The following is a 23,065-nucleotide window of genomic DNA, read 5'->3' as shown; positions in this document are numbered from 1 at the left end:
TTTGTTATCGTGCTTCCGGAAAAGAAAAAGGAATGAGGAATGGCACAAAAAGAACGTGGTGAAAGAGAAGAACGCGATAATGAGTTTGTCGATAGGCTCGTTCATATTAATCGTGTTGCTAAAGTTGTAAAGGGTGGTCGGCGTTTTGGTTTTGCTGCTCTTGTTGTCGTTGGAGATCAGAAAGGGCGTGTGGGTTTTGGACACGGTAAAGCTCGTGAAGTTCCTGAAGCCGTTCGTAAAGCAACGGAATCTGCAAAGCGTGGAATGATTTATGTCCCACTTCGGTCTGGACGTACATTGCATCATGATCTTGAAGGTCGTCACGGAGCTGGGCGTGTTTTGCTCCGCTCAGCGTCTGCTGGTACTGGTATTATTGCTGGAGGACCGATGCGTGCTATTTTTGAGGCTCTTGGTATGCAGGATGTTGTTGCAAAATCACTAGGATCATCAAATCCTTATAACATGGTTCGTGCAACATTTGATGCACTGAAACATCAAATGCATCCGAGAGATATTGCCGCTCAGCGCGGTATCAAATATTCGACTTTGCAGGCGCGTCGTCGTCATTTAGTCGATGTAGAAGGGTAGTTTCTGAGATTGTCAGAAAAGGAATTAGGAAATGGTTCAGAAAAAATCTCAGAGTGGTAAAACTGTGACAGTAGAGCAAATTGGAAGCCCTATTCGAAATTCACGGATTCAGCGTGCAACCTTGAAGGGGCTTGGGCTTAATAAAATGCGTCGCCGGCGCGTTTTAGAAGATACACTTTGTGTACGGGGTATGATTGCTCGAGTTCAGCATCTTGTTCGCGTTATAGATGAAGATTAAGGGTTGCAGGAGTATTAGATATGAAACTCAATGAACTACGTGATTGCAAAGGCGCAACAAAAAGTCGTAAGCGTGTTGGACGTGGTATTGGTTCAGGTACTGGTAAGACCGGTGGTCGTGGTGTAAAAGGGCAAAAATCCCGCTCTGGTGTCTCTCTTAATGGTTTTGAAGGTGGGCAAATGCCTATCTATCGGCGTTTACCAAAACGTGGATTTAAAAATTTCTTTTCTAAAGCCTATAATGAAGTGTCCTTGGGACGTGTTCAGTTGGCCGTTGATGCAGGTAAGTTGAACATTGAAAAACCTGTTGATATGATTGCTTTGAAAGAGGCTGGTATTATTCGTCGCGAGAAAGATGGGGTTCGCCTTCTTTCTGATGGCGATTTAAAAGCTAAGATTACCTTTCATGTTTCTGGAGCTTCACAAGCTGCTCGTGTTAAAATTGAAAAAGTGGGTGGTCAGGTTATTTTTCCTGATGTTGTTCAATAATTTTTTTGATATAAGTTATGATTTAAAGAAGAGGTACATCTATTCTTTTGAATATTTTGTAGGGAACTGTTTAAGTTCTGCAATTATTTGTGTATAAAGATATGAATTTTAGAGTTATAGTTCTGTGATTTAAAGAACTGAAGTGTGAAGTGGAGACGTTTTATGGCATCAGCAGCAGAGCAATTTGCTTCCAATATAAACTTCGGAACTTTTTCGCGTGCAACTGAATTAAAGAAACGTATCTGGTTTACTCTGGCAGCGCTTCTTGTCTATCGTTTTGGCACTTATATTTCTCTTCCAGGGATTAATATTGATGCTTTGCGGCAAACGTTTGAACATCATGCATCAGGTGTTTTAGGACTTTTTAATATGTTTGCTGGAGGTGCTGTTGGGCGTATGGCAATTTTTGCGCTAGGAATTATGCCCTATATATCGGCATCTATTATTGTACAATTACTCACGTCCGTTATTCCTTCTTTGGAAACTCTTAAAAAGGAGGGTGAGGTCGGTCGTAAGGTGATTAATCAATATACGCGCTATGTGACAGTCGTATTGGCTATTCTGCAAGCTTTTGGTATTGCGGTTGCGCTTGAAAGCGGTATAGGGACAGGACTTCAAATTGTTCTAGAACCAGGTCTCATGTTTCGTATCTCTTCTGTTATTACGCTTGTTGGCGGGACAATGTTTCTTATGTGGCTTGGTGAGCAAATTACGTCACGCGGTGTTGGTAATGGGGTTTCTCTCATCATTTTTACAGGGATCGTAGCCAACTTTCCTTCTACTTTTGCTCAGCTTTTGACCGCGCATAGTCAGGCTGATTTATCAACTTTTCTTTTAATAGCGATCGTTTTTATTGCTGTTTTGGTTATCGGACTTATTGTTTTTATAGAACGTGCGCAACGGCGGATTATTATTCAGTACCCGAAACGTCAGGTTGGTAACCAAATGTTTCAAGGCGATATGTCGCATCTTCCTTTAAAATTGAATACTGCTGGTGTTATTCCGCCTATTTTTGCTTCATCTTTATTATTATTACCCGCCACTATTAATAACTTTTCTGATAAAATGCCACAATGGATGCAAACTATTTCTTATTCTCTTGGCCATGGGCAGCCACTTTATATGATTGTTTATGCATTTTTAATGGCGTTTTTTTGCTTTTTTTATACGGCTATTGTGTTTAATCCGAGTGATACTGCGGATCAGTTGAAAAAACATTCTGGTTTTATTCCAGGAATTCGTCCAGGTGAGCGTACAGCGGAATATATTGATTATGTTTTGACGCGTATTACTGTTGTGGGCGCTATTTATATTATCTTGGTTTGTTTACTCCCTGAATTTATGATATCCGCATTCCAAGTTCCTTTTTATCTTGGGGGAACGTCTTTGTTGATTGTTGTGACTGTTACTCTTGATACAGTTGCTCAAATCCAGGGGCATCTTGTTGCACACCAATATGAAGGCTTGATAAAAAAATCAAAACTTCGTGGAGGTCGAAGAAATCGATGAGAGTGGTTCTTTTAGGTCCTCCTGGAGCAGGAAAAGGCACGCAAGCTAAAATGCTAACTGAGGAATATAATATTCCTCATTTATCAACAGGGGATATGTTGCGTGAGGTTATTGCTAAAGAAACAGAAGTGGGTAAAAAAGCTAAAGCTATTATAAGTTCTGGTTCTTTGGTCCCTGATAGTCTTGTTAATCAAATCGTGTCAGATCGGATTGATGAAGCTGATTGTGTAAACGGTTTTATTTTGGATGGATATCCAAGGACGGTAGGGCAGGCAAAAGCGTTGCAACAGATACTTGAGTCAAAAAATATGAGTCTTGATGCTGTTATTGAGTTGTGTGTTGATGAAGACGCATTGATTGAACGTATGAAAAAACGTGTTCAGGAGACAATAGCGACCGGTGGGCAGGTTCGTTTAGATGATAACCCTGTTGCTTTTGCAAAAAGATTAGTAGAGTACCGTGAAAAAACTTCTCCTTTATCAGAATTTTATTCAGAGAGAGGAATGTTGAAGGTCATTGATGGAATGATTGGTATTGCTGAAGTGACACGTATGATTAAAGGTTTTCTTTCATGAGATTTTTTTTAGAAGTAAATGAAAAGAGTTGACTTTTGAGATAAAATCTATCACAAACAATTTTAATTTATTTAAGTTAAATAAGCGGATTCGGAAAAGTTTCGTTCTGAGTCTATTTTTTTCTGTAAGGTACATCAGGTATTTTATAACAATTTGTCAACATAACTAAGGAGAGTAGGCGTGGCTCGTATTGCTGGCGTCAATATCCCGACAAATAAGCGTGTAATCATTGCGCTTCAATATATCCACGGGATTGGACCAAAATTTGCTCAAGAAATTATTGAAAAGGTTGGTATTCCTGCGGGGCGTCGTGTGCATGAGCTTTCAGACGCTGAGGTGTTGCAGATTCGTGAGGCGATAGATCAGGGATATCAAGTTGAAGGTGATCTTCGTCGTGAAGTTGCTATGAATGTTAAGCGTTTGATGGACCTTGGTTGTTATCGCGGATTGCGTCATCGTCGGTCTTTGCCTGTCCGGGGACAGCGTACACATACAAATGCTCGTACGCGTAAGGGACCTGCTAAGGCAATTGCTGGTAAGAAGAAATAAGAAGCTTTTTGAAAGTTTATTTATATATTCTGTTTCTTGTTGAAAGCGGTTTGACAAGAAAAAGAAGGTGGAGCTGCTGATGTTACGGCAGTGTTGAGATCGTTGAAAGGAAAAATATGGCCAAGGAAGCCACACGTGTTCGTCGTCGCGAACGTAAGAATATTTCATCAGGTGTTGTTCATATAAATTCAACATTTAATAATACAATGATTACCATTACCGATGCTCAGGGGAATGCAATTGCTTGGTCATCTGCTGGTGCTCAAGGGTTTAAAGGGGCGCGTAAATCTACACCTTTTGCCGCTCAAGTGGCTGCGGAAGATTGTGCGAGAAAAGCACAGGAACATGGTATGCGTTCTTTGGAAGTTGAAGTTTGTGGTCCTGGGGCAGGGCGTGAATCTGCTTTACGTGCGTTGCAATCTGTTGGTTTTGTCATTACTTCTATTCGTGATGTAACACCAATTCCTCATAATGGATGTCGTCCGCGTAAAAGGCGGCGTGTTTAATTGGGTGTTGTTTTTTATTGTCGGAGATTTCTCTGATGTTCACATTGGTCGTTACGATTGAATGGTAACGGAACTAAAGAACGGGAATGAAAATATGATCCAGAAAAACTGGCAGGAACTTATTAAACCCAATAAGGTTGAATCGTATACGCATGATAATCCAAATATTACAAGCGTAATAGCTGAGCCTCTTGAGAGGGGATTTGGTTTGACTTTAGGAAATGCACTTCGTCGTGTGTTGTTGTCTTCGCTTCGTGGCGCTGCTATTACTGCTGTGCAGATTGATGGTGTTTTACATGAATTTTCATCAATTCCAGGTGTCCGTGAGGATGTTACAGATATTATTCTGAATATCAAGGAAATTGCACTTCGTATGGAAGAAGAAGGACCTAAACGTCTCGTCGTTTATAAAGAGGGGCCTGGTGTTGTGAAAGCAGGGGATATCAGTATCGTTGGGGATATGGAAATCCTCAATCCAGATCATGTTATCTGTACCCTTGATGAAGATGCTGAGATTCGTATGGAATTTATTGTCAACACGGGGAAAGGGTATGTTCCATCTGATCGGAATTGTGTCGATGATGGGCGCATAGGACTAATTCCAATTGATAGTCTTTATTCACCAATTCGTAAAGTATCTTATAAAGTCGAGAATACACGTGAAGGTCAAGTTCTCGATTATGATAAATTGACGTTGACGATCGAAACAAATGGTGCTGTTAATGGAGAAGATGCTGTTGCTTTTGCGGCGCGCATTCTTCAGGATCAATTATCATTATTTATTAACTTTGAAGAACCACAGAAAGAACCTGTTGAAGAGGCGGATTCTGAGCTTTCCTTTAATCCGGCACTTCTCAAAAAAGTGGATGAATTAGAACTTTCCGTTCGTTCGGCAAATTGTCTTAAGAATGATAATATTGTTTATATTGGTGATCTTATTCAAAAAACAGAATCTGAAATGCTTCGGACACCAAATTTTGGTCGTAAGTCATTGAATGAGATTAAAGAAGTTTTGGCGTGTATGGGGTTACATCTTGGAATGGAAATTCCTGCATGGCCGCCTGAAAACATTGATGATCTTGCTAAACGTTATGAAGATCAGTATTAAAATTAGAATTTAAGGAGAGGACTTATGCGCCATAGTAAGTCAGGCCGAAAGTTGAACCGGACTGCCAGTCACCGTAAAGCGATGTTTGCAAATATGGCAACTTCGTTGATCGAGCATGAGCAGATTGTGACAACACTTCCAAAGGCTAAAGAAATTCGTCCTATTGTTGAAAAACTTGTTACTCTTGGTAAGCGTGGTGGTTTGCACGCGCGTCGACAAGCAATTGCAGCACTTCGTGATACAGAAAAGGTTGCAAAGTTATTTGATACACTTGCGCCGCGTTATGCTTCACGCAACGGTGGATATTTGCGTATTATGAAAGCGGGGTTTCGTACCGGTGATAATGCGCCCATGGCTGTTATAGAATTTGTTGATCGTGATGTTGAAGCAAAGGGAGCAGGGGATCGTGCTCGTATGGAAGCTTCAGAAAATGACAAGGGCTCGTCCTCATAAGTTTTTTATTTTATTGGGGTTTTAAAGGCCGCCTTGTCTTAGGCGGTTTTTTTATGCGTGTTTTTAAAGTTTGTTTTACTTGAGAAATAGATGCTGAGAGAAAATTATAGGATATTGAATTGTTTGATTTTTATAATATTTACTGTTTAAATAGGTTGTTTTTATTCTCTATTATGAAATATTAATAGAAATCCTTTATTTGCGGGGATGCTTTTAAAAAATTCTATGAATTTTCAATAGAATGGGCTGATTTTATAAGGAGTAGATTATGAGGTATTCTTTTGGGGTGCGGCTTTTTTTTGCAATTATGATGCTGATGTCGTTTGATCATGTCTATGCTCATGTTCCTCAAACACAAAAAGAAATCACTCTTTCATTTGCTCCTTTAGTTAAAAAGACCGTTCCCTCTGTTGTCAATATTTATGCAGCTCGACAAATTAGAGCGCGTTCACCTTTTGAGGGTGATCCATTTTTTGAGCAATTTTTTGGTCGTTTGCAAAATAATTTTCCTGTTCGTAAGCAGTCATCATTAGGATCAGGAGTGATTGTTGATGTGCGTGGTTTGATTGTTACAAATTACCACGTCATTAAAGATGCAAGCGAAATTAAGGTAGCTTTTTCTGATGGGCGAGAATTTGAGAGTAAGGTCGTACTCAAAGATGAAGCAACCGATATTGCTATTTTGGAAGTTGATGTAAAAGATACACAGTTTCCTGTTCTTCCTTTGGGGGATTCTGATACTGTTGAAGTTGGTGATCTTGTTTTAGCTATTGGTAATCCTTTTGGTGTTGGTCAAACGGTTACAAGTGGTATTGTTTCAGCGCAAGCGCGTACACGTGTTGGGATTTCTGATTTTGACTTTTTTATTCAAACAGATGCAGCCATTAATCCAGGAAATTCTGGTGGCGCTTTAATTGATATGAAGGGGCAATTAATCGGAATTAATACGGCTATTTATTCACGTTCCGGTGGTTCTGTAGGGATTGGTTTTGCTATTCCAGTTAATCTTGTAAAAGTGATGCTTGATACAGTTAAACGTGGAGGAAAATATTTTGTACCACCTTATATTGGGGCATCCTTTCAGAATATTACATCTGATATTGCTGGTGGTTTAGGTTTAGAACGCCCTTATGGTGCCCTTATTATTGAAGTTATCAAAGACAGTCCTGCTGAAAAAGCCGGTTTGAAAGTAGGTGATGTTATTTTGAGTGTACAGGGGGTGCGCGTTGATAGTCCAGATAGTCTTGGGTATCGTTTAATGACAGCGGACGTTGGCCATAGTCTTGCTTTAGAATATTTACGAAATGGAAAAACTTTAAAAACACAGATAAAGGTTGCATCAATATCAGAAACTGCATTTTTAAAATCTGAAAAAATTACAGGTGATAGTCCTCTTGCTGGTGCCGAAGTGTTAGATTTAACACCGCAAAATAGTCGACGTTTTCATCTTCCTATATCGGCAAAAGGTGTTGTGATTACCAGTCTTGATGAAATGAGCAATGCTGCGGGAATTTTTCGGCCCAGAGATATCTTACGTGTTGTTAATGGCTATAAGATTCAAACAGTTCATCAGTTGAAAAAGATTCTTATGCAAACGCGTTCGCGTACTTGGCAATTGGAATATGAACGCGATGGTATGTATATTCGCCAATTTATTCGTTGAGGCTTTTTTTGAAGAAAGATTTTTTTACTTCGTCGATTGATCCTAAACTTAATAAAAATCAGCCACTTGCGGAGAGAATGCGTCCTTGTTCTCTCAATGAAGTTGTGGGACAAAGGCATTTAATTGGAGAGGATGGTCTTCTTTCACGGATGGTGGCAGCAGGCTCAATTGGATCGATGATTTTTTGGGGGCCTCCAGGGACGGGAAAAACAACAGTTGCACGTTTGTTAGCACTTGAAACAAATTTCGCATTTGAACAAGTTTCTGCTATTTTTACAGGTGTTTCTGAACTTAAAAAGATTTTTGAAGTTGCACAGAGGCGTTTTATGTCTGGGGATAAAACGCTTCTCTTTGTTGATGAAATTCATCGGTTTAATCGTGCACAGCAGGATAGTTTTCTTCCTGTGATGGAAGATGGTACGGTGGTTCTTATCGGTGCAACAACTGAAAACCCTTCTTTTGAACTTAATGCTGCTCTTCTTTCGCGTGCGCGGGTTTTAACATTTCTTTCTCATGATCATGAAAGTTTAGGGATGCTTTTGAAGCGTGCTGAAAAGGTGGTAGGAAAGTTGCTTCCTTTGGATGATGGGGCCAGAGATGTTTTGATAGGGATGTCTGATGGTGATGCACGGGTAGCATTGACATTAGCAGAGGAAGTTTGGTCTGTTGTGAGCTCGGGAGAAATCCTTGATGCTAATGCGTTGCAAAAAGTTATTCAGCGTCGTGCACCCATTTATGATAAAGGACGAGATGGACACTATAATCTTATTTCAGCGTTGCATAAATCTGTTCGTGGCTCTGATCCTGATGCGGCGCTTTATTATTTAGCACGTATGTTGGATGCTGGTGAAGATCCTCTCTATATTGGGCGAAGATTGGTTCGTATGGCTGTTGAAGATGTTGGTTTGGCGGACCCCCAAGCTCTTGTCATTTGTAACGCGGCAAAAGATGCCTATGATTATTTAGGATCACCAGAAGGAGAATTGGCTTTGGCACAGGCATGTCTTTATGTTGCAACAGCACCAAAGTCAAACGCGACATATCTTGCATATAAGGCTGCATTGCGTTGTGCACAAAAAAATGGTTCTTTACCACCTCCTAAACATATCCTTAATGCACCAACGAAATTGATGAAGGAGGAAGGGTATGGAGATGGTTATTGTTATGACCATGATGAACCAGATGCTTTCTCTGGACAAGAATATTTTCCCGAAAAACTTGGGCGCCAGAGTTATTATAAACCAGTTGAGCGTGGATTTGAGCGTGAAATTGTGAAACGTCTTGAATGGTGGAAACAATTGCGAAAAAAACGTAAAAATCAACCATAAAATTTGAGTTAAAACATGTTTTTTATTGAACTTAGATTTATTTTTTATACCTTGTTTTTAAGAAATAGGTCATTCAACTCTTAAAGCTATTTTATTTTTATGATTTTAATTGAGTAAGATATTGATTATCCACTGCTTTGTATGTTGAATGGAGAATTCCAGATACTATACGATTTTCTCATTTCCAATCTCATCAATCACAGCCATTCGCTTGTATGTTACATGCTGGATTAATGTGTGATAAAAACTGTACAAGAAAAAAATAAAAATGACTCTTATGAAGAGTTTCAAGTATTGAGAGCTACCGCAACATTGGGGGCGGGAAAAGTGGGTGGTGGTGTAATGATCATGGTACTGAGCATAAAGCAATGGATTTATACCATTTCACGAGTGCCGCCACAAAATGGGTATAACGAGCGTTGGAAGATGCTTTTTTAAAACAAGTAAGTAAATATGCAACATAAAAGTGTTTTGTTTTTCGATGCAATAGGGTGTGGTTTTGATTAATGAGGCGTTTTTGTATGATTAAGGGGAGAGTTTGTCTCTTAGACAATCAAGGGGTAGGCAGAAAGATTAAACATTATGTTGAAATTTAAATTGTTTCTTTTCTAGAGAGAGATAAATATGTTAACTTTCTCTCGTGTAGAAGTGTTATTTTATTTGGATTTTATGTTGTGTCATAAGATAGGGAAGATCAGTTCTTTATTTTTTTGATTATGATATGTTATAGGCATAACGTAAGGGTAAGGATGAAAATAGTCTGTGAAAATCTAAACTTAAAGCTTTAGTTAAGTTAAAAGTACAATGTACAGTTTAAGTATTAGATCATTATGAATCGTCAAGGATATAATCGTGGATAAAACAAAAGCTCTCGATGCTGCTCTCGCTCAAATTGAACGTTCTTTCGGTAAAGGCTCCATTATGCGTCTTGGGCAAAAGGAGCAAGTTGTTGAAATTGAAACAGTTCCAACGGGTTCATTGTCCTTGGATATTGCTTTGGGTGTCGGTGGATTACCGAAAGGGAGGATTGTTGAGATTTATGGACCAGAAAGTTCCGGAAAGACAACATTGGCTCTTCATGCTATTGCTGAAGCACAGAAAATTGGTGGAATTTGTGCTTTTATTGATGCTGAGCACGCCCTTGATCCTATTTATGCACGAAAGCTCGGCGTTGATTTAGAAAATTTATTTATTTCTCAGCCAGATACCGGTGAGCAGGCGTTGGAAATTACAGAAACGTTGGTGCGTTCTGGTGCTGTTGATGTGCTTGTTATTGATTCTGTGGCAGCTTTAACACCGCGTGCAGAAATTGATGGTGAAATGGGTGATGCTTTACCTGGATTGCAAGCACGCTTAATGAGTAAAGCTTTGCGGAAACTTACGGCTTCAATTTTCCGCTCTAACTGTATGGTGATCTTTATTAATCAAATTCGCATGAAAATTGGTGTGATGTTTGGTTCTCCTGAAACAACAACAGGTGGGAATGCTTTAAAGTTTTATGCTTCTGTTCGTTTGGATATTCGCCGCATTGGCTCCATTAAAGATCGGGATGTGATCGTTGGTAATCAGACCCGTGTTAAAGTGGTGAAGAATAAATTGGCTCCTCCCTTCAAACAAGTTGAGTTTGATATTATTTATGGTGAGGGGATTTCCAAATTAGGTGAGTTGATTGATTTGGGAGTCAAAGTTGGTATTGTGGAAAAATCTGGCTCGTGGTTTTCTTATAATTCTCAACGTTTAGGGCAGGGACGTGAAAATGCGAAGCAGTTTTTGCGCCAGCACCCGGAAATTGCTGCAGAAATCGAAACAGCTTTGCGTCAAAATGCTGGTTTGATTGCTATTGAATTGTTAGAAAATGCAGGAGAAGATGTGACAGAAAGTGATGAAGCAATTTGATGCTATGTTTATTTGAGCATTAAGTGCTTTATTTAAGGTTTTTCTATTTTTATTTGTTTGAGTTTTAAATATACAGTCATTTTTTTCTCAATTTTTTTAAATAAATATTCTATTCTTTGATTAAATTAACTCCATGCGTGGCAAAGAGGATATTTAATGAGGGGGGATTTTTCTTTTATGGTTTGGTGCTGTATTCTGCAGGTATTGATATGAATAGTGTTAATAATATCCGCTCAACATTTTTGGATTATTTTTATCGTAATGGGCATAAAGTTCTTTCTTCTAGCCCCCTTGTTCCACGTAATGATCCCACACTCATGTTTACAAATGCAGGAATGGTACAGTTTAAAAATGTTTTTACTGGACTTGAACAGCGTTCTTATAAAAAGGCAACAACGGCACAAAAATGTGTTCGTGCGGGGGGAAAGCATAATGATCTTGACAATGTTGGCTATACAGCACGCCATCATACGTTTTTTGAGATGCTGGGTAATTTTTCTTTTGGTGACTATTTCAAAGAAGAAGCCATTTTTTTATCATGGAATCTTTTAACAAAGGAGTTTTGTCTTCCTAAAGATAAATTGTTGGTAACTGTTTATCAGAGTGATGATGTTGCGGCACAGTTATGGCGTAAAATTTCAGGTCTTCCAGACGAAAAGATTATCCGTATTGCGACAGCAGATAATTTTTGGTCGATGGGAGAAACTGGTCCCTGTGGTCCTTGTTCAGAGATTTTTTATGATCATGGTGATGAAATTTTTGGGGGACCTCCTGGAAGTGCGGATGAAGATGGTGATCGTTTTATTGAGATTTGGAATCTTGTCTTTATGCAGTATGAGCAAGTTAGTAAAGAAGAGCGTATTGAACTGCCTCATCCTTCTATCGATACTGGTATGGGATTAGAGCGTATTGCTGCTGTTTTACAGGGGGTACATGACAATTATGACATTGATCTTTTTCGTGTATTAATTGGTGCATCACAAGAAATGACAGGGATTGAGGCAAAGGGTGATTTTATTGCGAGCCATCGTGTTATTGCTGATCATCTTCGCTCATGCGCATTTTTGATTGCGGATGGCGTTCTTCCTTCTAATGAGGGGAGGGGATATGTTTTACGTCGTATTATGCGTCGTGCTATGCGTCATGCACATCTGCTTGGTGCTAAAGAACCCTTAATGTGGCGGCTTTTGCCTGCTCTTATCTGCGAAATGGGACAAGCTTATCCAGAATTGGTGCGTGCTGAATCTTTGATTGCAGAAACTTTGAAGTTAGAAGAAGTGCGCTTTCGCAAGACTCTTGAACGAGGACTTGGTTTGTTAAATGAAGCAAGTGCTCATCTTAAAGAAGGGGATGATTTAAATGGTGAAGTTGCTTTCAAGCTTTATGACACCTATGGCTTTCCACTTGATTTAACGCAGGATGTTCTTCGGCGTCGTGGAGTTTCTGTTGATGTTGATGCTTTTGATAAAGCAATGGAACGTCAGAAAGAAGAAGCACGTGCCAATTGGTCTGGTTCAGGTGAAGCTAAAACAGAGGCAATTTGGTTTTCTATTCGTGAGAAGTTTGGCGCTACAGAATTTTTAGGGTATGAAACAGAAAAAGCTAAAGGCATTCTTACAGCTCTTGTGTGTGATGGTAAAATTGTTGATGAGGTTTCTGCAGGGCAGGAGGCCATTCTTGTGTTAAATCAGACACCCTTTTATGGTGAATCTGGTGGGCAGATTGGTGATAGTGGTATTATATCTGGTGAAAACTTTATTTTTGAGGTGCATGATACTCAAAAAAAGGCTGATGGTGTTTTTATTCATCTTGGAGAAGTTAAATCTGGTCATGCTAAGATCTCTGATTGTGTAGAATTAAGTGTTGATGGTGTGCGTCGTAAAAAAATCCGGGCCAATCATTCTGCTACCCATCTGTTACACGAGTCCTTACGACAAATATTGGGATCTCATGTTACACAGAAGGGCTCTTTTGTCTCACCGGAGCGGTTGCGTTTTGATTTTTCTCATCCAAAAGCTATTTCTGTAGAAGAATTGAAAAAAATAGAAGATTTAGCAAATGATATTGTTTTGCAAAATAGCGAGGTAACAACGCGCCTTATGTTGGTGGATGATGCAATTTCTGAAGGGGCAATGGCACTTTTTGGTGAAAAATATGGTGACGAAGTACGTGTTGTTTCGATGGGAGACCTGCTTGAAAAAGGAGACTTAAAAAGGCGTTGGTCCATTGAGCTTTGTGGAGGAACACATGTGGAGAGAACAGGGGATATTGGCTTGATTCATATTGTTTCTGAAAGTTCTGTCGCTTCTGGAGTGCGTCGTATTGAAGCTTTAACAGGCACAGCAGCACGTCTTTATCTGAGATGCCAAGAGGCGCGTATCCGTGAAATTGCTAATCTTTTAAAAACTTCTGTTACGGGTGTAGAAGAACGGATTGAGAATTTGCTTGAAGAGCGCCGTAAACTTGAAAAAGAGTTGAATGATGTGCGCAAAAAAATGCTGCTGAGTGGTGAAACAAAGCGAGATGGTCAAGATGATATTAGTATCATCAATGGTATTTCTTTTATGGGACGTGTTGTGAACAATATTTTAGCACGGGATCTTAAGGCGTTCGTCGATTCTGGCAAAAAGCAGATTGAATCTGGAGTGGTTGCTTTTATTAGTGTTTCAGAGGATGGCAAGGGGAGTGCTGTTGTTGGCGTTACGAATGATTTAACAGATAAGTTAAATGCTGTTGATTTGGTGCGTATTCTTTCCAGCATTCTTGGTGGGAAAGGTGGTGGAGGGCGTCCTGATATGGCGCAGGCTGGTGGTCCTGAGGGGAACAAGGCTTATGAGGCATTTGCAGCACTAAAAGACTTTCTAGAAAAATTTAAAAAGTAAAAAATTTTCTTATTGGTGTTTTTACATTGGTATGTTGGATTGGCATCTAAACGGATATCTGTTTGGTGTATTGCTGGAATATAGATACAGTCTCATTGAGAGAGATAAAACCGTAAAGATAAAAAAGGGTGTTCGTTAGCAAGATTGTGGGGTGATTCATGCTTTTGTTTATGAGCTGGACGGATCACATATATTTCATGAAGTATGGCATCTATTATATTTATTAAAAAAAACATCTCTATGCTATTTCACAATAAAAATTGTGAAGAGGATAACGAAAGATTTATTACAGAACAGTTTCTTAAGCTTATGAAGTTGTAATATATATTTTTTCGTTTCAAATTGCTTAAATTACAGTTCGCTCTTCATAAGAAGCCCATTTTTAGAGCTGCTTTATTGGTTCCCTTTGCAGCTCATATGTAAGAGAATAGGTTTTTCTTGAAAGTTATAAGGCATATATTAATAATATAAATTAAGATTTATATTAATTCAAGTTTTTCTGTGTGCACTTACTGCATTTGCACGAACAAGGTGTTTTTGTCGTTTTTTTGCATGGGGATATTTTTTTACATGAGATTTGTGAAGAGTAATTATTTTTTATGATGCTATGGCTTCATGTAAGGGGACGACGTTTTCATTTTCTCCTTCTCTTTTTGGTGGCGTGATTGTTAAATTGCTTGCTTTTAAAAATTTAGAGAAACGGCCCCCTTTATCGATCAATTCTTGAAAGCTTCCTTTTTCAATTAAATAACCCTGTTCCAGAAAGAGTACCACATCAGCATTGCGTATTGTTGAGAGGCGATGTGCTATAATGAAAGTGGTGCGATTATGGCTTATGCTCTCAAGAGTATCTTTGACACGTGCTTCTGTTTCAACATCAAGAGCACTTGTTGCTTCATCGAGAATGAGAATGGGGGCACTTTTTAAAATAGCACGTGCAATTGCTAACCGTTGTTTTTCTCCACCTGATAATCGAGTTCCTCGTTCGCCCACCATTGTGTTATAACAATCAGCTTTTTTTAGAATAAAATCGTGAGCTTCTGCTATTTTTGCTGCTTCATAAAGTTCTTCGTTTGTTGCGTTTGCTTTTCCTATTGAAATATTGTCATGAATACTGCGATTAAAAAGGCCCGCATCTTGAAATACTGTTGCTAGAGATTTTCGTAAAGATTCGCGATTGATCGAGCATATATTTATTCCATCAATGGAGATATGTCCGAAGGTAGGATCGTATATACGCTGCAATAAATTGATTAATGTTGTCTTTCCAGCTCCTGTTGGTCCTACAATCGCAACAGTTTTTCCTGCTTCAACTTCAAAGGAAATGTCAAAAACACCTTGAGAAGAATTTGGAAATTTATAGGTAACGTGGTGGAATTGTATAGCACCTTTAACATTTTGGAGGGAAGGGAGATCTTGTGGTTCGTTGATAGAAAAAGTTGAGTCTTCCATTTCAAAAAACTCTTGCAGTTTTGCTTGTGAGGATATTGCACAATTAATAAAATTGCTCATTTGATCTAGACGGCTAATCATGAGTTGTGCAAATCCGATAAAAGCAACGACTTCACCTACCCTTAATTGATCTCTTGCAACAAAAAAAGCTCCAAGGAGAAGAACACAAACGATTGAAACTGTTGAAGCCATTCGATTTAAGCCACTGGCGAGCGCCCACCAATTGAGAACAGGATTTTGTGCTTTAAGAAGGTCATTTGTATGTTGGTGCAGTATGGACGTTTCTTCTTTTATTCGGTTATAACTTTGTACTATAGAAACATTAGAGATTGAATCACTGATATGTTTAAAAAGGTTATGATGATAGCATTCTACAGCGGCTTGTCCGTCTTTTGTTTTTCGCATCACTAAACGAGCAATTAAGACATAGATGATGGCAAGTACAACTAAGACTGTTGAGAGACGCCAATTCATGTTAAAGGCTGTGGGGATGAGGATCAATAAGGCGATAAGTGTTGAGAGATGTTGACGCATAAAATCAAGCCATATGCTTGACATAGTGTCTGTTGCGCGCAAAAGTGTATGGAGTGCGTTGGATGTTCCGCATTGTTGATGCCAAATTAAAGGCATGGCAATGATACGCTCAAAAGATTCTGTTAGAACCATTAAACGGCGTCTATGGGCTAAGCGGTCTGCACCACGAGCAACAAGGACATAAGCGATAATATGGAAAAGACCAAAACAAACCCAAATGGCAAGGGTAGGGATGATCCCTGTTTTTTCTGTAATAGAATCAATAACGTGTCCAAATAAAATAGGCTCTGCAATGGTGATGATCGCTAACATAACATTAGCATTACAGATCAAAAGGGATGCATTTTTCTCTCTCTTTAGGTAACTGAGAACACGTGCATAGGTTTTGAATAAGGACACTATTAATAATCTCCATTCGCTGTTAAGCGTAAAGGCTGTTGATTTTTATAACACTTGAATTTCTAGCTAATAAAAATTGAACGTTAAGAAAAGGCAAATTTGGATACTCATTGTAATATGGTGTGATAAAGCCAACGAGAATATGAATTTTTGTGTTTATAAAGATGAAAAAATAGATCAATAAAATTATCAGAAAAAAATAAATATTGGGCGGTGAAAATTATCAGGTAAGGGAACTTTTATGGCAGGCGTAGAAATAAAAAAAATTGAGACAGATGAAAATGGAATGCGTTTAGATCGTTGGTTTAAAGCGCATTATCCAGGACTTGGATTTGGAGCTTTGCAAAAATTGTTGCGTTCTGGCCAGATACGGGTTGATGGTGGACGTGTTAAAGCCGATACGCGTCTTTGTATGGGACAGTCTGTTCGTGTTCCACCTCTCCCTCTTGATGATACGATAAGCCTTCCTATAACGGATAAGACAATTCGTGGGAAAGATGATGGAGTCATTTTAAAAAAAATGTTGCTCTATGAAGATCCAAAGGTTTTTGTTTTTAACAAACCAGCAGGTCTTGCTGTACAAGGAGGCTCTGGTTTAACACGTCATATAGACAGTATGCTTGAGGTATGGCGCAATAAAAAAGGTGAAAAGCCACGTTTGGTTCATCGTCTTGATCGTGAGACATCGGGGGTGCTTATTGTTGCTCGCTCCAGGGGAGCTGCACAGGCCTTAACAGCTGCTTTTAGAGAGCGGGAAACAAAAAAGACTTATTGGGCGTTGGTTCGGGGTGTTCCTAAAAAAAAACAGGATAAAATTTCAACGTGGATGGTTAAGGAAATGACGGCACAAGGTGATAAAATGCGTGTTTGTGACCATGGGGAGCCGGATTCGCATCATGCGGTTTCATATTACCGCGTTTTAGAGTCGCGTGGACGGGCTCTTTCGTGGCTTGAAATGGAACCTTATACGGGGAGAACACATCAGCTCCGTGTGCATGCTGCCCATATGGATCATCCTATCATTGGCGATTCAAAGTATTTTTTTTCTGATAGTAATTGGACATTACCAGGAGGCATACAAAACCGCCTTCACCTTCATGCACGTCGTATTCGTATTCCTCATCCTTCAGGAGGCATATTGGATATTGTTGCACCTTTACCCCCTCATATGGTCCAAAGTTTTAATCTTTTGTCTTTTAATGAGAGTGATGCTGAAACAGAATAAAAAAACTTCATTTGTTTTTGAGTGATGAACTTTTAAATATTATCAATTTTATTCCTACAGTTCTTTGTCCATATTGGTTGTATTGTTATTTCTAAATTGGTGTATCTTCGATAATCTTGGGCTTATGAAGCTGCTCTTTTGAATTATCTATAGAGGTGATATATTGGGGAGGCATGTTGGTTCAGGAAGATGAATGAGATAAAGTCTGAAGGATATTGACTGAAAAAGTGATGGCAATTTTTAATTTTTTCATGGGAAATAATTGAAGACTTTTACAGGAACTCTTAGGGAGAACAGCTTCTCAACAAATTGTTGTTTTCAAGGAAGTTTATCCTGCTAGCGGTGGGGTTGAGTATATCTATAGATTTACGGTTTGTACCTTTGCTTATACAATGAGAACTTATGAGCAAAGTGCACCTTTCAATGATCAATTATTCTTCTGTTCGTTTTTCTGAAAGATTATGGAAATGTTCCAAGAGGGATAAGTTGAAATGAGGAGTGTCTGATGAGATCATTATTGATTAATCTTAACAAGGTCTCAAAAATATACCGCAGCGTAGACAGTGCACCTGGTTTTATAAACAAGGTGGTTTCTCTTTTTAAGCCAACCTATAGAAATCATCACGTGCTAAAAGATATTAGTTTCACCCTTTTTTCAGGGCAATCACTCGCCATTGTTGGACCTAATGGAGCCGGAAAATCAACATTGATTAAAATACTTTCTGGTATACAAGCCGCTGATGAGGGGGATGTCAAAGTCTTAGGAGTTAATCCTTATAAAACGAAAAAAGATTTGTTTAAGTCTCTTGGCGTAGTCTTTGGTCACAAAAATTGCTTATGGTGGGATTTACCCTTACGCTATAGTCTAGGAATGGTTCAACCCTTATAGACCTTAAACGGAACTCTTTTATCCGTGATCTTAAAGAAATCACAGAGTTATTAGACATTGAGCATATCATGGATAAACCCGTGCGTATGCTAAGCCTTGGTGAGAGAGTAAAAAGTGAATTGGCGTTTAATTTGTCCTTTAGACCTAAGCTGTTGTTTTTAGATGAACCAACCATTGGTCTTGATATTACCTCCAAACATGAAATCAGAGAGCTGCTTAAAAAACTAAAAAGAGAGCAAGGTTTAGGATATATCATCACCAGTCATGATATGGGAGATATTGATGGCTATGTTGATGATATTATTCTTTTGCATAAAGGAAAGAAGCAGTTTCATGGCACTATGGATAGGCTTAAAGAGATGATCCCTTCTTGTGTGAGAATAACTGTTTTTTGTGAACATTTGCCAACACCCTCAACCCTTATAAAAAATATTGATGAACTCGCCATAAAATTGTCTGCTCCTTTACAAGAGAAACACTTTAACAATGAAAAATGTACACTCGAGATTTCACTGTTGCATGAAGATGTTTCACGTTTCATAAGAGAAATCGTAACAGAACTTAACTGTCCGTTTTCTGTATTCACTCCCTCACTTGAAGAGATGCTCCGTGTTAAATTTAAAGAATTTATCTAACCATTGCTTTGCTCTGTTTCTCTTTGCCAAAAACGGACTGCTCACCATCCTCAGTGACAGAGCAATGTTTTTTACTGATTTTGTCATGGGGACGCTCTCGCCTTTCATGATTCAACTTCTGTTGTGGAATGCACTTTTTTCTGATACGGGCGACAACATAAACGGTTTTGGCTTTCATGATATGATGTATTATTACGCCTTTGCCTTAGTATTCTCACGCTTAAATAATGGTTATGGAATTATTCAATCTTTCTCTAAACATGTGAAAGAAGGTCAATTAGAAGTCTATCTCACCAAACCATTCAGTTACATGACACAAATGCTGTTGCCCTTTTTGGGTGAGAGTGTGCTCTATACCATTCCTTTAATCGCTCTTTTTACTATAAAGCTTATTTTATCCTATGAAAATATTTTAGGATTGATCATAGCTTTTCTGTTATTTTTTCTCATTTTTGTTCTCTCACAATTGCTGTGTTTTTTTCTCTCCTTTGCCATTGCCTTATTGAGTTTCTGGGTGATTGAATACAATATCTTGCTCTCTTTTAGTATTCTCAGTTCAGCACTTCTTGGCGGTACCCTTTTACCTCCCTCTTTTTGGCCAACATGGCTTATTCCATTGATGCAGTTTAATCCTTATCGTTTCATCATATCAGCCCCTGCTGAATTCCTCTCCACAAAAAAACTAGCTGTGTTTCAACAATTTATGTTGGGGAGTACTTTTTATATTTTGTGTCTTTTATTTTTTATTCATCTTGTCTGGAAAAAAGGAATGAAAGCGTATCATGGAGCAGGGGGATGAGATGAAAATAATTCTTTATTTTATCGGTATGAATATGCGCCGACAACTTGTTTACGGTAAAAACTTCATTGGAGAATTTATTCTTTCTCTGTGCTATTATTTTATTCAATTCACCTTTATTGACAGAATTTCTTGCTTTTCAGGAAATATTGGGAGCTATAGCAGAGATGAAATTCATTTTATCTTTGTTGTCTTCATTTTACTTGGAATATTTTTGAATATTTTTACCAGTTCTATTGAAACATTTTTTGAAAAAGTAGCAGAAGGTAAAATTGAGGGCTATTTGACAAAGCCTGTTTCAATTTGGCTGTTAATCTTGCTTGGCTGGTGCAGACCTCTTTATCTGATCAAATTTTCGATTGTTGGTGTGAGTGCTTATTCATTTGTCTCTCTACCAGATATGTCGGAAATAAAGCTGAAATGGTTTTCCTTTATCATTGCAATTGGTTGTGCCTTTATCGTAAACATGTGCTTTTTCATGATGTTCAACTTTATAACATTCATGACCAACCGTAAGATGCCTGTCGCTTATTTTCATGCAATGCTTTACCAACTTTCCTTTATCCCCATAGCAATCTATCCCTTAAATCTTGTGAAATGGCTGCTGTTTTTGCTGCCTCTAGCTTTTTCTGCTTCCCTTCCTGTATCATTCCTTTTTGGTAAAAATGAATGGAATATCGGATATCTTCTGTTGAGCACTTTTCTTTCTATTGCCATGACTTTTATGGTCTATAAGAAAACAATGCGTAAATTTAATGGATTAGGGGGATAATGCAAAAGTCTGCCTGATGTATAAAAATAAAAAATTGAGCGAATAATTTTATTGTGCTGTAAAATATTGTTATTTATGCCGACGCTATAAGGCCTATAAAATTTATACAGCGGTGTTTTTTTGTTAAATATATTGATGAGTAATATTGGCATGTTCTCACAGCTGTTAGTAAGGGAGAACAGAAGCCAGAGATAATGGCTTGATTTCAGATCAATTTTATTTGAGTTAGATGGCAGTTTGATGCCAAAAACGAATGGTAAGACGATGAATTGTAACAAGATTGATTCAATAACGTCATAAAAATGTATTTCTAGTGTTTTTTGTAAACCAAGAGAAGGATAAAAACTTATTGAGGTGAGTCATCATTTCATGAATTTTATAGTAAAAATAACTTTATAAAAAAATCGATAATTGTTATTTATTTTTTATTGTTAATATATAGATTACAGTAATAAATAATAAAATTATGTTTTTAATTTTTACTAAAGAAATAAATAGAAAAATAAATCTAGACAGTTTCTTTTTTACTAAACAAAAATAATGCTTTCATGTTATGTTGTAAAATAAATGATCATATAATTTTAATGGTTAGTATTAAAATGGTGTGATTTTAGATATAAATCTTGAAAAGATTGAGAATTTTTTCGCGTATCATTTATATTTTTTTACTAAAATTTTTAAAAATTATATAAGGAAAAAATAAATACCGTGGCAATATGAGTATTTATAATGAGCTTTCTATTTTCCAGTATTATGACTACTTTTGCTTTTAACAGTGTATGGATAGTGTGTGATTCATTCTGAAGTTTTATTTTAAATTATATAGTAAGCTCTTTTTTGATTTATTATTACATAGCTCATATTGATGTATAATAAAAACGTTTAAGAGAACATAAGAATAAATTTTGATTAGCATATAAACTACCGGTTGCTTACAAATCAAAAAACTCTATGTATATCAAAGTTACTTAAGTTTTTTCTTTTTCAATGTGCACATTTGAGTTAAATTTTATGATTGATAGCTTTTCTACGATAAAAATATGGATTCATTGGGAACCATAAATTTTGCATATTTACCTAAAAATATACGATAACAATTTTACATCTATAGTGGATTTTGTTGTTATAAACTGAAGAAACATAATGCTGAGCATTACAAATATTTACGAGAAAATGCTTCTATTAGGTGTTATTGATTTTTTTATCGTTTTATCTTGAGTGGAGAGTGTGTGTATTTATTATCTATTTCTCTCTTTTATTTGAGAAGGATGAAGTTATATCGATATCAAAAGCATAATAATGGAAAATAATAAACTCAAATTAGGGTTATTCCGTAATCCTGTAGAAACAAAATGTCGTAAAATTGTTGAAACGTTTTAATGGCTTTATGGATTAAAGTTGGCGTGTTTATCAATGTCATCTCTCATCTTGTTCCTTTAGCTTTTCCAATCAAAGAGCTAAGCTTGTGTGTGCGCTAAGTTTTACGCGATTTGCTTATTTCTTTTCAATCTATAATAAGAAAAATTATTATATTAGAATATTTCAGTAAAATATTTTTTATAAATAAAAAAATTATTGTTCTATATTAAAAAATATTATGTGCAACAAAAAACAACAATATAATATTTTAACTATATTATATTAAAACACAAATTAAATAATTGACAATGGCAAATAAATATGTATTGTGTTAATTATAAATATTATATAATATAAAACAATAATTAAAATAAACTTATTATTAATATTTTGTATTATACTCTTCTTCTCAGAAGATAAATAGACATTATCAATAGATGATGCGGAGTTTTTTGTTTAGAGGATACAGTAAAGATAATTTATTTTATTAAATGGTATATAGGTGGTTATGATGAAAATATTTAAGCATTGTATATTGTATGTTGTTGCAATGGCTATTTTCTTTTCACAGGTTTTGGGTGCTAATGCCGATTCTTTAAATGATCGATTTCAAAATACTGGTTTCATTTCTGTAATGACACAAGAAAATGGGGTTACTAAAGCTATTAATATGATTATGAATCAATTTGGAGGACAAGGTGCTGAAAAAAATATCCAAAAAGTTGTAGCTTTAATGGGAATGGAGGCCGCGCTTTTTGGTTTAATCGCATATCTTGTATATTTCTTTACGAGAAAGCCACCGAGCGCTAATAGAGCGACAGGTGGAAGAGCGTTTGATGCTATTGCTCATAGTGCATGGGCTCTTAATCCTTGATGAGCTTTAAATTATTCTGTTATTAAATGTTTTTTATTAAATAGACCGTGATGTCTAATCACGGTTTATTTATTTTTTATGTTTAATGATATTGATAAATTTATCCTTTTATATCATTAAGATATTGTTTGTATGATAGCAGTGTAAAGGGGATTAAATTTAAATAATCAGCTGCTTTTAACAGCTAATTAATTTTTTTCTCTTCAAAATATGCATTTGAACTAAGTTTGTAGTTGATATTTTTTCTATGATAAAAATATATATCTTTTTGCAAAAGTAACAGGGTTATCATCTGCTTTAATTGAGATATCCATAAACTTTGTGTATCTACTAAAAAATACAGA

Annotated in this window: 21 protein-coding genes; 20 read left to right on the top strand and 1 reads right to left on the bottom strand. The window is 37.1% G+C overall.

Translation table 11 applies throughout. From position 1 onward, the window contains the following. The first annotated feature begins 39 nt into the window (after positions 1–39). The 14 genes from rpsE to alaS all read left to right on the top strand — a co-directional run bounded on the left by rpsE (position 40) and on the right by alaS (position 13,783). Positions 40–588 (top strand): 30S ribosomal protein S5, encoded by a 549-nt coding sequence (gene rpsE / locus D1092_RS05165; protein WP_005773287.1) that lies wholly within the window; start codon positions 40–42, stop codon positions 586–588. A 31-nt stretch (positions 589–619) separates the two neighbouring features. Further along, entirely contained in the window at positions 620–826 is a 207-nt protein-coding gene (gene rpmD / locus D1092_RS05160) for a 50S ribosomal protein L30 (RefSeq protein WP_120122464.1), read from the top strand. Between the two features lie 20 nt (positions 827–846). Then, entirely contained in the window at positions 847–1,314 is a 468-nt protein-coding gene (gene rplO / locus D1092_RS05155; protein WP_120122463.1) for a 50S ribosomal protein L15, read from the top strand. Positions 1,315–1,476: 162 nt separating this feature from the next. After that, the gene (gene secY, locus D1092_RS05150; RefSeq protein WP_120122462.1) at positions 1,477–2,823 is read left to right on the top strand and encodes a preprotein translocase subunit SecY; all 1,347 of its coding nucleotides are present in this window, start codon (positions 1,477–1,479) and stop codon (positions 2,821–2,823) included. Further along, the gene (locus tag D1092_RS05145) at positions 2,820–3,398 is read left to right on the top strand and encodes an adenylate kinase (protein ID WP_148255615.1); all 579 of its coding nucleotides are present in this window, start codon (positions 2,820–2,822) and stop codon (positions 3,396–3,398) included. The genes secY and D1092_RS05145 overlap by 4 nt, the downstream gene beginning before the upstream one ends. A 180-nt stretch (positions 3,399–3,578) precedes the next feature. Next, the gene (gene rpsM, locus D1092_RS05140; protein WP_120100749.1) at positions 3,579–3,947 is read left to right on the top strand and encodes a 30S ribosomal protein S13; all 369 of its coding nucleotides are present in this window, start codon (positions 3,579–3,581) and stop codon (positions 3,945–3,947) included. 116 nt (positions 3,948–4,063) lie between these two features. Beyond that, positions 4,064–4,453: a 30S ribosomal protein S11 gene (gene rpsK, locus D1092_RS05135; protein WP_005773294.1), complete on the top strand. Its 390-nt coding sequence runs from the start codon at positions 4,064–4,066 to the stop codon at positions 4,451–4,453. Positions 4,454–4,547: 94 nt separating this feature from the next. Continuing rightward, complete coding sequence (locus D1092_RS05130) at positions 4,548–5,561, top strand: DNA-directed RNA polymerase subunit alpha (RefSeq protein ID WP_120122461.1); 1,014 nt, start codon at positions 4,548–4,550, stop codon at positions 5,559–5,561. 24 nt (positions 5,562–5,585) lie between these two features. Beyond that, positions 5,586–6,014, top strand: coding sequence for a 50S ribosomal protein L17 (rplQ, locus tag D1092_RS05125; RefSeq protein ID WP_120122460.1), 429 nt, complete (start codon positions 5,586–5,588; stop codon positions 6,012–6,014). 268 nt (positions 6,015–6,282) lie between these two features. Beyond that, positions 6,283–7,677, top strand: coding sequence for a DegQ family serine endoprotease (locus D1092_RS05120; RefSeq protein ID WP_120122459.1), 1,395 nt, complete (start codon positions 6,283–6,285; stop codon positions 7,675–7,677). Positions 7,678–7,685: 8 nt separating this feature from the next. Next, positions 7,686–9,005, top strand: a complete 1,320-nt coding sequence (locus tag D1092_RS05115; RefSeq protein WP_120122458.1) for a replication-associated recombination protein A — start codon at positions 7,686–7,688, stop codon at positions 9,003–9,005. A gap of 237 nt (positions 9,006–9,242) precedes the next feature. Then, positions 9,243–9,443, top strand: coding sequence for a hypothetical protein (locus D1092_RS05110; protein ID WP_120122457.1), 201 nt, complete (start codon positions 9,243–9,245; stop codon positions 9,441–9,443). Between the two features lie 414 nt (positions 9,444–9,857). Further along, on the top strand, positions 9,858–10,901 hold the full coding sequence (recA, locus tag D1092_RS05105; protein ID WP_120122456.1) for a recombinase RecA: 1,044 nt from the start codon (positions 9,858–9,860) through the stop codon (positions 10,899–10,901). A gap of 209 nt (positions 10,902–11,110) precedes the next feature. Next, the gene (alaS, locus tag D1092_RS05100; protein ID WP_120122792.1) at positions 11,111–13,783 is read left to right on the top strand and encodes an alanine--tRNA ligase; all 2,673 of its coding nucleotides are present in this window, start codon (positions 11,111–11,113) and stop codon (positions 13,781–13,783) included. 597 nt (positions 13,784–14,380) lie between these two features. Here the strand turns inward: alaS and D1092_RS05095 are convergent. Then, positions 14,381–16,168 carry a glucan ABC transporter ATP-binding protein/ permease gene (locus D1092_RS05095; RefSeq protein WP_148255614.1) on the bottom strand — a complete coding sequence of 596 codons (1,788 nt, stop codon included), beginning with the start codon at positions 16,166–16,168 and terminating at the stop codon, positions 14,381–14,383. A gap of 241 nt (positions 16,169–16,409) precedes the next feature. On the opposite strand from D1092_RS05095, the gene D1092_RS05090 reads away from it, so the two are divergent. The 6 genes from D1092_RS05090 to D1092_RS05070 all read left to right on the top strand — a co-directional run bounded on the left by D1092_RS05090 (position 16,410) and on the right by D1092_RS05070 (position 22,721). Continuing rightward, positions 16,410–17,393 (top strand): RluA family pseudouridine synthase, encoded by a 984-nt coding sequence (locus D1092_RS05090; RefSeq protein ID WP_120122454.1) that lies wholly within the window; start codon positions 16,410–16,412, stop codon positions 17,391–17,393. 505 nt (positions 17,394–17,898) lie between these two features. Further along, positions 17,899–18,282, top strand: coding sequence for an ATP-binding cassette domain-containing protein (locus tag D1092_RS10030; protein ID WP_277623127.1), 384 nt, complete (start codon positions 17,899–17,901; stop codon positions 18,280–18,282). Positions 18,283–18,350: 68 nt separating this feature from the next. Further along, a complete protein-coding gene (locus tag D1092_RS10025; RefSeq protein ID WP_277623126.1) occupies positions 18,351–18,917 on the top strand; it encodes a hypothetical protein in 567 nt (188 codons plus the stop codon). Between the two features lie 64 nt (positions 18,918–18,981). Continuing rightward, positions 18,982–19,716 (top strand): ABC-2 family transporter protein, encoded by a 735-nt coding sequence (locus D1092_RS05080; protein ID WP_120122791.1) that lies wholly within the window; start codon positions 18,982–18,984, stop codon positions 19,714–19,716. Further along, the gene (locus D1092_RS05075; protein WP_120122453.1) at positions 19,700–20,488 is read left to right on the top strand and encodes an ABC-2 family transporter protein; all 789 of its coding nucleotides are present in this window, start codon (positions 19,700–19,702) and stop codon (positions 20,486–20,488) included. Before D1092_RS05080 ends, D1092_RS05075 begins: the two co-directional genes overlap by 17 nt. Positions 20,489–22,358: 1,870 nt before the next feature. Continuing rightward, positions 22,359–22,721, top strand: a complete 363-nt coding sequence (locus D1092_RS05070) for a hypothetical protein (RefSeq protein WP_120122452.1) — start codon at positions 22,359–22,361, stop codon at positions 22,719–22,721. The last annotated feature ends 344 nt before the right edge of the window (positions 22,722–23,065 follow it).

This window comes from Bartonella krasnovii, assembly GCF_003606345.3.
GTDB classification, from domain to species: Bacteria; Pseudomonadota; Alphaproteobacteria; order Rhizobiales; family Rhizobiaceae; genus Bartonella; species Bartonella krasnovii.
The sequence above is the reverse complement of the archived record's forward strand: the minus strand, read 5'-3'. Positions and strand labels throughout refer to the sequence as shown.